The organism is Anabaena sp. CCY 0017, assembly GCF_963920885.1.
In the GTDB taxonomy this organism is placed as follows: Bacteria; Cyanobacteriota; Cyanobacteriia; order Cyanobacteriales; family Nostocaceae; genus Nodularia.
Genome location: NZ_CAWUDG010000052.1, coordinates 1 through 11,306, shown reverse-complemented (window position 1 = coordinate 11,306; position 11,306 = coordinate 1). Strand labels below are relative to the sequence as shown.

At 40.9% G+C, this 11,306-nt stretch carries 9 protein-coding genes; 6 read left to right on the top strand and 3 right to left on the bottom strand.

Annotation, left to right across the window (positions count from 1 at the left end):
- Window positions 1-341: 341 nt before the first annotated feature.
- Window positions 342-1,679, bottom strand: a complete 1,338-nt coding sequence (locus ACM0OW_RS25255) for a TRAP transporter large permease (protein WP_414553400.1) — start codon at window positions 1,677-1,679, stop codon at window positions 342-344.
- Window positions 1,663-2,217: a TRAP transporter small permease subunit gene (locus tag ACM0OW_RS25250; RefSeq protein WP_414553398.1), complete on the bottom strand. Its 555-nt coding sequence runs from the start codon at window positions 2,215-2,217 to the stop codon at window positions 1,663-1,665. The genes ACM0OW_RS25255 and ACM0OW_RS25250 overlap by 17 nt, the downstream gene beginning before the upstream one ends.
- A 146-nt stretch (window positions 2,218-2,363) precedes the next feature.
- Here ACM0OW_RS25250 and ACM0OW_RS25245 point away from each other — a divergent pair, with 146 nt between their 5' ends.
- The 4 genes from ACM0OW_RS25245 (at window position 2,364) to ACM0OW_RS25230 (ending at window position 6,668) form a co-directional block, all read left to right on the top strand.
- On the top strand, window positions 2,364-2,963 hold the full coding sequence (locus tag ACM0OW_RS25245) for a cytochrome b/b6 domain-containing protein (RefSeq protein WP_414553396.1): 600 nt from the start codon (window positions 2,364-2,366) through the stop codon (window positions 2,961-2,963).
- A 253-nt stretch (window positions 2,964-3,216) separates the two neighbouring features.
- Window positions 3,217-3,924, top strand: a complete 708-nt coding sequence (locus tag ACM0OW_RS25240) for a molybdopterin-dependent oxidoreductase (protein ID WP_414553394.1) — start codon at window positions 3,217-3,219, stop codon at window positions 3,922-3,924.
- 107 nt (window positions 3,925-4,031) lie between these two features.
- On the top strand, window positions 4,032-5,471 hold the full coding sequence (locus tag ACM0OW_RS25235; RefSeq protein WP_414553392.1) for a bifunctional orotidine-5'-phosphate decarboxylase/orotate phosphoribosyltransferase: 1,440 nt from the start codon (window positions 4,032-4,034) through the stop codon (window positions 5,469-5,471).
- A 105-nt stretch (window positions 5,472-5,576) separates the two neighbouring features.
- On the top strand, window positions 5,577-6,668 hold the full coding sequence (locus ACM0OW_RS25230) for an AI-2E family transporter (protein ID WP_414553390.1): 1,092 nt from the start codon (window positions 5,577-5,579) through the stop codon (window positions 6,666-6,668).
- Window positions 6,669-6,877: 209 nt separating this feature from the next.
- On the opposite strand, the gene ACM0OW_RS25225 is transcribed toward ACM0OW_RS25230, so the two are convergent.
- The gene (locus tag ACM0OW_RS25225; protein WP_414553388.1) at window positions 6,878-7,936 is read right to left on the bottom strand and encodes a DMT family transporter; all 1,059 of its coding nucleotides are present in this window, start codon (window positions 7,934-7,936) and stop codon (window positions 6,878-6,880) included.
- A gap of 267 nt (window positions 7,937-8,203) precedes the next feature.
- Here ACM0OW_RS25225 and ACM0OW_RS25220 point away from each other — a divergent pair, with 267 nt between their 5' ends.
- On the top strand, window positions 8,204-9,556 hold the full coding sequence (locus ACM0OW_RS25220; protein WP_414553386.1) for a histidine phosphatase family protein: 1,353 nt from the start codon (window positions 8,204-8,206) through the stop codon (window positions 9,554-9,556).
- Window positions 9,557-9,998: 442 nt separating this feature from the next.
- A complete protein-coding gene (locus tag ACM0OW_RS25215; protein WP_414553384.1) occupies window positions 9,999-11,258 on the top strand; it encodes a dihydroorotase in 1,260 nt (419 codons plus the stop codon).
- Window positions 11,259-11,306: the final 48 nt, after the last annotated feature.

The following is an 11,306-nucleotide window of genomic DNA, read 5'->3' as shown; positions in this document are numbered from 1 at the left end:
GGGGATCGAAACGCTCTTAGGCAACTTGATAAGACTTGTGTGTACACGGTAGCCTCGCTTGCGGGGAGGGGCTAGGGGTGGGGTTTTATGACACAAAAGAAAATTTCCCGACTTGTGTGTACACCGTAGCCCCTGCAAGGAGAGAGGCTTTAAATTTTCCCCCTTCCCTGGTAGCAGGGCTGTTTCGTTCCCTAAAAGGGTTAAAATTGCAAGGGTCAAACAGATAAAAATTGAGGGCAAATCCACAATTAGGGAAAAAAATTTTGGTGTCTTCAGCCCGAAATACCTGATTTTTCTTTGCGTCTTTGCGCCTTTGCGTGAGATTATCCTCTTGACAATTCTCATTTTCCCAAGTTAGGTAAAAAACTCACAATACCGGGGAAAGCGATAATTAAGACTAAAACTAAAATTTGCAGCAAAATAAACGGGATGACACCGCGATAAATATCAGATGTAGTGACTTCTGGCGGTGCGACACCACGCAGGTAAAACAACGCAAAACCAAAGGGCGGTGTAAGGAAGGAAGTTTGGAGATTCGCTCCCAAAATCACACCATACCAAACCAAGTCAATGTTTAATTGTTGGGCTACAGGCACAAATAGAGGGATGACAATAAAGGCAATCTCGAAAAAGTCGATGAAAAAACCGAGAATAAATACTGTTGCCATGCTGACAATCAAAAAGCCGATTGTACCGCCGGGAAGATTGGCCAAGACATCGAACATAAATTGATCGCCATTCACTCCCCGGAATACTAAACTAAAGGCTGTGGAACCCAATAAAATAAACAGCACCATGCTCGTGATTTTTAAAGTGGTATCACAAACCCCACGTAAAGATTCTAAGGTAAGTTTACGGTTTGCAGCAGCCAGGGCGATCGCACCCGCACAACCCACAGCCCCCGCTTCCGTCGGTGTAGCAAAGCCAAAAAAGATACTTCCCAAAACCAATAAAATCAAAATCAACGGCGGTAGCATCACCTGAATTATCCGTTTTCCCAAAGCTTTACCACCAATTTCTCGGACTTCAGCAGGCAAAGCCGGTGCTAAATCTGGCTTTAAAAATGCCACAATCAGGACGTGAAGGGCAAACGCACCCGACATCATTAAACCGGGAATTAGGGAACCGATAAATAAATCACCCACGGAAATCCCTAACTGATCACCCAATACCACTAAAACCACACTCGGTGGGATAATTTGCCCCAAAGTCCCCGAAGCAGCAATTACACCAGTAGCTAATTCTTTGTTATATCCATAGCGCAGCATAATTGGCAGGGAAATTAAACCCATCGCCACTACCGTTGCCGCTACCACCCCAGTAGTTGCAGCCAACAGCGCCCCCACCAACACCACAGCTAAAGCTAGTCCACCACGTAAGCGTCCCAGCACAATCCCCATTGTTTCTAACAAATTCTCAGCTATCCCAGATTTCTCCAGCATTGACCCCATAAAGATAAAATAAGGGATAGCTAACAGCGTATAATTAGCCATAATGCCAAAAATGCGCTGTGGCATAGCAGTGAGAAATATTGGGTCAAATACACCCAGAGAAATTCCCACAATGCCGAATAAAATTGCCACCCCACCCAGAGAAAAAGCTACAGGATATCCCAGAGATAGCAGCACTAACGCTCCTGCAAACATCACTGGCCCCAACCATTCATAATCCAGTGTCATGATTTTCCTCCTGGGGTGCTAGTCTGCCTTGGAGAATTGCCAAGTTTTTGATTACCTGAGAAATTCCCTGGAAAATCAATAACACAAAGGAGACGATAATCATGGTTTTGATGGGGTAGCGGGGTAAACCATCAGGATCTGGCGATGTTTCGAGAATTTGCCAAGAAGCCAAAACGGTATCCCAGGAAAAAAATATTACCATTATACAAAATGGAATCAGAAATAATACTGTCCCCACTAAATCTGCCAATGCTTTGCGGCGAGGCGGCCAATTGCTGTAAAACACATCAACGCGGACGTGTTCATTGTGCTTTAAGGTGTAGCCAGCACCCAATAAGAAAACTAAATCAAAAATATACCACTGAGCTTCTATGTAAGCATTAGATGTTAAATTAATGCCAATAAATCGTCCCAGGTATCGTCCGGAAACATTCCATACACCAAGGATGACCATGACTAACACTAGCCAACCTGTCAATTTGCCAATGCGTTCAGTACAAACATCAATTATTCTGGCTATCTTTAATAGTCTTTCCAATGATTATCTCACCTCTTAAAACTTGGGATCTTGGTGTCTTAGTGCTTAATCTTATTATTTTTTCACCACAAAGACACAAACTTACAAAAAAGAGACGATGGAGAATTATGATCAGTTTTAAGGTAAATTTTATTTTTAATTAATCAATGACTACAAACCTTCCCTCTGCCAAAGGAAAATCACATAATCAAGCTATAGGGGCTAAGATATTCCACTCTGTTAATATCATTAGCCTGTTTCTCATGCTCACTAGTGGGCTACAAATCTACAATGCTAACCCCGTATTTGGTGGACGTGCTGGTTTACACATTCCCCCTATATTTACATTAGGAGGTTGGTTAGCAGGAGGTAGACACTGGCACTTTGCGGCTATGTGGTTATTCTCTTTAAATCTCCTTTGGTATGGAATTTATGTCTTAATTACCCGACGATGGAGACGTAGATTTGTTGGTGTCAATGACCTGAAAGCATTACAAAAAACTCAAAATCCCCAGCGTTTAGCTTATGCGTGGCATCGCATCATCTATACAGCAATTATTCCAATTTTACTGTTAGCATTACTTACAGGGATAGGTATGTATAAACCTGCTCAATTTCCTTGGATTGTAGATATGTTTGGCGATTGGCAAGCATTACGAATCGTGCATTTTTCATCTGTACCGTTGGTAATCGCATTTACAGTTATTCACTCATTGTTAGGAAGAAAAGCAGGAGGTTCTAAACTTACTGAATCCATGTTTTGGTAAATTACGTGAATCAATATTCTCTCCTTAGTAAGTCTACCGTGTACACACAAATGATTAAATTACTCCAAATTTATATTTGTAGGGTGTGTTGTAGCGCAACGTACTATGATTAATTTTCGGTACATTAGGACTAACTTACTACCTAAATTCCAGGTTTTAGAACTTTTTTACAAAGCTATAATAAACCTCACCCCAGCCCTCTCCTTAGTAAGGAGAGGGGGCATGATTTTTTTACTAAATTAGCAAAAAATATATGAATTTACATTACATACAGCGTCGTCAATTTCTGAAAATTTCGGGATTATCTAGCATCAGTTTACTTCTTGGTGGCTGTGGTACACAAGCATTTGAAGATATAATTGGTCCACTTTCTGAACCACTAAATCGCAAAGTCGGAGAATTAATATTTCAACCCCAAAAGCCTGTACCAGAGTTTGCACTGAGTCAGGTGAAACCAGAGGAATTAATAGTTAACACTTTTAGAGGTACGCCAATTATTGACCCAGATAAATATCGTTTAATTATTGATGGTGAAGTTAACAACCCTCTTAGCCTCACCTTGGCTGAAATTCAAGCTTTACCCCAAAAGTCTATGGTTATTCGTCATGTTTGTGTAGAAGGTTGGGCGGCTATAGTGCAGTGGGGTGGTGTCTGTCTCCGAGAAATTATCGCTCTGGCTGAACCTCAAGCTAATGTCCAGTTTGCTTATTTTAAATCGGCTGATGGTTATTATGAAAGTTGGGATATTGCTTCAGCTTTACATCCTCAAACTTTGTTAGCTTATGAAAAAAATGGTGAAGCTTTACCAGTTGATAATGGTGCGCCTTTACGTTTAGCTTCGCCGGTTAAACTTGGTTATAAGCAGAGTAAGTGGGTGACTAAAATCTCCCTTTTAAGTAGTTTATCACCATTTAAGGGTTACTGGGAAGACCAGGGTTATGACTGGTTTGCTGGACTTTAGAGGGTTTTAACGTGTCGCAGGGAAAGTGGAAATAGGAGATGGAAAGGACTAAAGTCTTTACTACGAACTTTAATTATTTACTCTGTTTTAATTAGGTAATAATAAAAATGAACTTTTTTGATAAATTACAGGGTAGCATATCACAAAATCAAAGCTTGCTGTTTGTAGGACTTGACCCAAATCCAGAGATGATGCCAAAGCATTATAACTCTCAGGATATTATTTCTGATTTGCAGAATTGGTTACAATTTATTATTACGGAAACGGCTGATTTTGTCTGTGCTTATAAGCCAACATTAGGATTTTATGAAGCTTTGGGAGTTCCGGGTTTAGAACTACTGCAAAAAATTATAGCGGCTATTCCTAGGCATATCCCGATTATTTTAGATGCTAAACATAGTGACTTAAATACTAGTACGGTTTTTGCTCGTGCTGTTTTTACAGCATGGAATATAGACGCTATCACTCTTAGTCCTTATACAGGTCAAGACCATGTAGCACCTTTTTTATTTTACCCTGATAAAGCAGTATTTATTTTATGTTGTACTTCTAATGTCGGTGCAGAAGCTTTACAACAATATCCCACAAATGAATCACCTCTTTATTTACAGGTAGTGAAGGAGTCAAAAAATTGGGGAACTCCAGAACAGTTGGGTTTAGAAGTAGGTACGATAAATCCTGAAGTTTTGGCACTAATTCGGGCGGTTGCGCCTGAGAGAATAATTATGGCGCGTAGTGTTTGGGCTGAGGGTAGTAATCTGAATCAAATTTTAGAAGCTGGCTTGAGTGCTAATGGCGATGGCTTATTGATTCCGGTTCCTCAAGATATGTTGAGTCAACCAAATTTAGCTGAAAATATTCAGGTATTACGTGCAGAAATTAATCAAGCAAAAACTAAAATTGTTCGTGATGCTTCTACCTGTGCTGTGTGGCTACCTGATGTTTCTGTTTCAACTCAGCACCCCCAACAAGATTTGATTTTACAACTTTATGATATTGGTTGTATTATGTTTGGCAGTTTTGTGCAAGCATCGGGGGCAACTTTTCCTTATTACATAGATTTACGGAAAATTATTTCTAATCCCCAAATTTTTAATCAAGTTCTCATTGCTTACGAAGAAATTTTGAGTTCTTTAAATTTTGATAGATTAGCTGGTATTCCCTACGGTTCTTTACCCACTGCGACTGGTTTATCTTTGCGTCTTCATTGTCCAATGATTTATCCCCGGAAGGAGGTAAAAGCACACGGAACTCGGAGGTTAATTGAGGGTAGTTTTTATCCAGGGGAAACGGTGGTGGTGGTTGACGATATTCTGATTACTGGTAAAAGTGTGATGGAAGGTGCTGAGAAGTTGAAGTCAGCAGGCTTGAATATTCAGGATATTGTGGTGTTGATTGACCATGAAAATGGTGTGAAAGCGAGATTGTTAGACAATGGTTATCGAGGTCATTCTGTTTTCACTCTTTCGGAAATTACAGAAACCCTTTATCAGGTAGGTAGAATTAGTCAGGAACAATTTTTAGCTTTTAAGGAAAGTGAAGGTTAACTATTTAAAGATCCCCGACTTCTTGGAGAAGTCGGGGATCTAAATCTCTCAATGGAAAGCAAATCAGATAGGATTACTATATTAAGTTAATTTATCATATTATTTATGTCTATTTCACTGAAAGAATTGCTTAAATGGTTAATATTAACGTTGCTTTTTCCGCTAGTATTTCTTAACTTTTGGCTAATATTTCTATTTTTAAGTTCTTTTCAATCTTTGGTGACAATTTTTATACTGGCTACGCTGCTGGCTTTTATTTTGAATTACCCTGTGGCATTTTTCCAAAAAGCTGGTGTGAAACGAAATTATGCGGTCGCCTTAGTATTGATATCTGCTGTGGTAATTGTCGCCGTTTTTGGTATAACTTTATTACCGCTTATTTTACCACAAGTCAATGAAATTGCGAAATTATTACCTGAATGGATTGATATAAGTGAGGAAAAATTTCAACTCCTCGATAGCTGGGCTGTTAGCCACGGATTAACAATAAATTTTAGTCAGATTATCGGTGATTTTACTGAGCGTTTACCAGATGAATTGGAGAATCTCACAGATAGACTTTTCAGTATTGTTATAGAAACGATTGATAGTGTTTCTGATATTTTAATTACAATAGTATTGACTTTTTACATTCTATTAGATGGGCCAAGAATCTGGGCAGGAATATTTAAAAAATTGCCTTGGAGTTTTACTGAGAAAGTACAGCGATCGCTCCAGCAAAATTTTCAAAATTATTTGATTGGCCAGGTGACTTTAGCATCGCTGATGGGATTTTTACTTACAGTAATATTTTTAGTTTTTCAAGTTCAATTCGGGTTAATATTTGGTTTGGGAGTGGGAATATTTAGTTTAGTTCCCTTTGGTGATGTTGCTAGTATCAGTTTAATTACTTTAATCATAGCGTCACACAATTTTTGGTTGGCAGTCAAAGTTCTAGCTGTAGCTGTGGTTACAGACCAGTTCATCGACCAAGCGATCGCACCTCGTCTTTTAGGTAGATTTACAGGACTGAGGCCAATATGGGTGTTGGTTGCTTTGTTGCTAGGAACCTATATTGGCGGGTTGTTGGGATTGTTAATTGCTGTACCCATTGCTGGGTTTATCAAAGATGCCTTAGATGGCTTTTCTCAGCCTGATGATAACGATCTAAAGACAGAAATACCAGAGGTGTTAAATCAGGAAGCAACGTCTTCATAGAAAATGAATAAATTATTGGTAGGTGAGGTTTCTAGTCTGCCTGATCCTCGGTCTGAGCAGTCAGTAGCAGAAATCAGCAGCGACAGAATTGAATAATCACTCAGCATAATCGATACAAATTATTAAAAGATAATTAGTCCAATGCCTCAGCCTACATTACCCTTCAAAAATTTGATTCAGCCCTAGGTGTGAATATGTCTGCCAAAATGTTAAATTCCTTTAAATCCGATTTCTGCTTCTATTTCTTGTTGTGCTGGGGCAGATTTTATGCTGTCGGCTGTACGTCTGCGATTATGTTTTTGCCAAATACCAAATTGGCTGATACATATACCAATTAAAATGACGCTACCGCCTATGTATTGGGCTAGAGTAGGGGTTTCGCCGAGGATGAAGTAAGCTGCTAAAATTCCGGCAATGGGGGTAAATGAGGCGACTAAGGAGGCTACAGAGACAGAGGACTTTCGCAAACCCTGCACCCAAAAGGACTGACCTAAAACTATAATGACTATGCCATATAACAACATCCACTGCCATAGAAAAGGTGAGAATATATCCATAAAATGTTCGCTACCATAAAGCACTATGGCACTTAAGAAAAAGATCCCCGTTCCCAAGGCAGTGCGAAAGATGCTATAGATTCCTATGGGAATCTGAGAGAGATAGTTTTTACTAATGATGGTAGATATGGCTAGGGTTACTGATGCGATCGCAGTTAAAATTTCCCCTAATCCTAAATTAAAACCACCAACGTTCATCATGTCCTGTGCTGGTGGCTGAAGAAAGATAGCCAGGATTACACCCATAAAGGCGGCGATCGCACCCACAACTTCCCAAATATTTACCCGTTCCCGCAACAACCAAAAGGATAAAGCTAAAATCAATGGGGGTTCCAATCTCCCCACCAAAATAATATTATTCACCTCAGTTAACTCCAAGGCTTGGAACATTAAACTGGGAGCAATAGCACCCGCAAGAATGGCTACCACAATTAAAATTAACCAATTCTTCCGGGATATTTGCCTCAAAATTGCTTTGTTCCACTGTCGCCCATAGATCAACATCAGAACCATTAAACCGCAGAAGTTCCCCACAAATAAAACGTTACACAATGAAATCGGATTGCGACCATCTATTAAGTTTTGGGAACCGATTTCTGTTAGCTTGCGAGTAACTGCACCAGAACCGCCAAAAATCAAGATTGCTAGCCAGAGATAGGCTGCTCCGGGAATATTTTTGATGGCAGGACTCAATTTTTTTTGACTACTCACATCTTGCACCACGGAAACTAAAACGTTGTCAATTATACTAGGCTTTGTTGATTAAGTCAAAATAATTCGTAATTGATAATTCGTAGTTAGAATCAGTGGGGGCTATCTGAACAAGTGCTGAGTTGAGACTGAATGTTTTGCAGGGATAATGGGTAGCATTGACTAGGGCGCTGAAGATTTCCACCCACAAGAGCCATTTATTTATTGTGAAGTCAGCTGCTGTAATCGTTGTAGAATTATTCCTTTAGATATAGGAGGGCAAAACAGATGACTCGTGTCATCATTGTGCGCCACGGACAAAGCAGCTATAATACCGAGCGGCGAATCCAAGGACGTACCGATGTATCAAGATTAACGGAAAAAGGTTGTGCTGATGCCAGTAAAGTAGGACAAGCCCTCAGCAATATTTCATTTAATGCTATTTATAGCAGTCCTCTCCAGCGAGCCAAAAAAACAGCCGAAATTATCTATAGTGAGTTAGCAACTGATTCTAAAAATTCTGGTGCGCCGCAAATTTCCGATCAGCTGATGGAAATTGATTTGCCTTTGTGGGCAGAAATGCTCAGTGCTGATGTCAAGGACAAGTTTACTGAAGACTACCGCATCTGGAAAGAATTTCCCCATGAACTGCGGATGTTGGTGAAAGATGGAGAAACAACGAGAGAACATTTTCCTGTCCTCGCTATCTATCAACAAGCTCGGTTATTTTGGCAAGAAATCTTGTCCCGCCATCAAGGAGAAACAATCCTGATCGTGGGGCATAATGGCATTAATCGCGCCCTGATCAGTACAGCCTTGGGTATTCCCCCCAGTCGCTACCATTGCATACAGCAATCTAACTGTTGCATCAGTGTATTGAATTTTGCTGGTGGCTTAGGTGAGCCAGTCCAACTCGAATCGATGAATCAGACGCAACATCTGGGAGAGACTTTTCCCTCCTTGCGACCGAATCATCAAGGAGTACGATTATTGTTGGTACGTCATGGTGAAACCGAATGGAATCGCCAAACCAGATTTCAAGGTCAAATTGATATTCCCTTGAATGATAATGGTAGAAAACAGGCGCAAACAGCCGGCGAATTTCTGCAAAATGTGGAAATTGACTTTGCTGTTAGTAGTTCCATGCTGCGGCCAAAAGAAACAGCAGAACTAATATTAAGTCACCACCCTAGTGTAAATTTAGAATTACAAGATGGTTTAAGAGAAATCAGTCACGGACTTTGGGAAGGAAAATTAGAAAAAGAGATAGAACAAGAATTTCCTGGAGATTTGGAACGCTGGCGACTCGTACCAGCAGAAGTACAAATGCCGGAAGGGGAAAACTTACAGCAAGTTTGGGAGCGTAGTGTAGCAGCTTGGCAATTAATTGTGCAAACTGCATTAACGAATCAATTCAAAACTGGATTAATAGTGGCTCATGATGCTACTAATAAAACTTTGCTGTGTCATGTTTTGGGTTTATCAACAGAAAACTTCTGGAATTTCCGCCAAGGTAATGGTGCTGTTAGCGTCATCGATTACCCATCGGGACTCAATGGTTTACCAGTGCTACAAGCCATGAACATTACCAGTCATTTGAGTGGAGGTGTACTCGATAAAACTGCGGCTGGAGCTTTATGAGGAGTGCTGAGTGCTGAGTGGGTAGGGGCGGGTTTACAGATATGCTCATAGCGGTTATCAGTTAAGTGAGATACAAGAACCCCACCCCCAACCCCCTCCCCACAAGCGAGGCTACGGTGTACACACAAGTGATCTGATCCCCCTAAATCCCCCTAAACCCCTTCGGGGATGCGCCTTCGGCGTAGAAAAAGGGGGACTTTGATTCTAGTTCCCCCCTTATCAAGGGGGGTTAGGGGGGATCGAAACGCTCTTAGGCAACTTGATAAGACTTGTGTGTACACGGTAGCACAAGCGAGGAGGGGGCTATGATGTACTCCATTCAAGTGCATACCGCTATCAATTACCAACAATAATTTTAATAACCCCGCCCCTACTGCCTTTATACTCAGCACTCAGCACTTTACTATATCTGTGGTTAAAAATAATAATAATTTGAAATTATATGACGGAACTGCTAAAACAAGTAAGAATAATTGATCCAGTTTTAGAAACTGACCAAATCGCTGATGTGCTAATAGCTGATGGCAAAATTCAAGCCGTCGCTCCACAAATTTCTGATATTAATTCTGATACTCAAATTAAAGATTGTCGGGGATTAATTCTAGGTACTGGATTAGTCGATTTGTATAGTCACTCCAGCGAACCAGGATTTGAAGAACGAGAAACTTTGTCATCTCTCTTACAAGGTGCTGCGGCTGGTGGTTTTACAAGAGTTAGCATTTTACCAGATACATCTCCACCTATTGATCATCCGGCGATTGTGGCACAGTTGCGGCAGAAAGCCGGGGAAATGGTTAATATACCCCATCTTCACATTTGGGGTGCGATGACTCTGGATTTAGCTGGGAAACAATTGACAGAATTAGCCGATTTAGCTGCTGCTGGTGTGGTTGGTTTTACAGATGGTAAGCCTTGGGAAAATTTAGGGTTTGTCCGCCGGGTTCTGGAGTATCTGCAACCTTTCGGGAAACCTGTAGCATTTTGGCCATGCGATCGCCTATTATCAGCCAATGGAGTCATGCGCGAAGGCACAGAAGCCCTGCGTTTAGGTTTACCGCCCATCCCAGCCAGTGCCGAAACCAGTGCGATCGCTTGTTTGTTAGAATTAGTCACAGCCACAGGTACGCCAGTCCATATCATGCGCGTCTCTACAGCTCGCAGTGTGGAACTCATCGCCTCAGCTAAAGCTGCGGGTTTACCCATCACCGCCAGCACAACTTGGATGCATTTATTACTTGACAGTAAAGTAATGAAGAGTTATAATACCAGCCTACATTTAGATCCACCTTTAGGTAATGCCAGTGATGTAGAGGCTTTACGTGCAGGGGTAAGAGCAGGTGTGATAGATGCGATCGCCATTGATCATGCACCTTATACTTATGAGGAGAAAGTCCAAGCCTTTGCAGAATCGCCTCCTGGAGCAATTGGATTTGAGTTAGCATTACCCCTGTTATGGCAGAATTTAGTCGAAACTAGCAAATTTACAGCCTTGGAATTATGGCAAGCTTTAAGCAGCAAACCAGCAATCTGTTTACAACAGAAACCGAGTACAATTACTCCTGACCACAAAGCCGAACTTACCTTATTTAACCCTCAAGAGATATGGAAGGTGGAAAAGAAAAATCTTTCTACACTTTCTAGTAATACACCTTGGCTAGGACAAGAACTTAAAGGTCGGGTTGTGCAAACTTGGGTTTCGTAATTCGTAATTCGTAATTCGTAATTCGTAATTCGTAATTCGTAATTCGTA

Excerpts from the sequence above, each read along its gene's own strand:
- ACM0OW_RS25255 (WP_414553400.1), bottom strand. The coding sequence starts at position 1,679 with ATGACACTGGATTATGAATGGTTGGGGCCAGTGATGTTTGCAGGAGCG.
- ACM0OW_RS25245 (WP_414553396.1), top strand. The coding sequence starts at position 2,364 with ATGACTACAAACCTTCCCTCTGCCAAAGGAAAATCACATAATCAAGCT.
- ACM0OW_RS25240 (WP_414553394.1), top strand. The coding sequence starts at position 3,217 with ATGAATTTACATTACATACAGCGTCGTCAATTTCTGAAAATTTCGGGA.
- ACM0OW_RS25235 (WP_414553392.1), top strand. The coding sequence starts at position 4,032 with ATGAACTTTTTTGATAAATTACAGGGTAGCATATCACAAAATCAAAGC.
- ACM0OW_RS25230 (WP_414553390.1), top strand. The coding sequence starts at position 5,577 with ATGTCTATTTCACTGAAAGAATTGCTTAAATGGTTAATATTAACGTTG.
- ACM0OW_RS25220 (WP_414553386.1), top strand. The coding sequence starts at position 8,204 with ATGACTCGTGTCATCATTGTGCGCCACGGACAAAGCAGCTATAATACC.
- ACM0OW_RS25215 (WP_414553384.1), top strand. The coding sequence starts at position 9,999 with ATGACGGAACTGCTAAAACAAGTAAGAATAATTGATCCAGTTTTAGAA.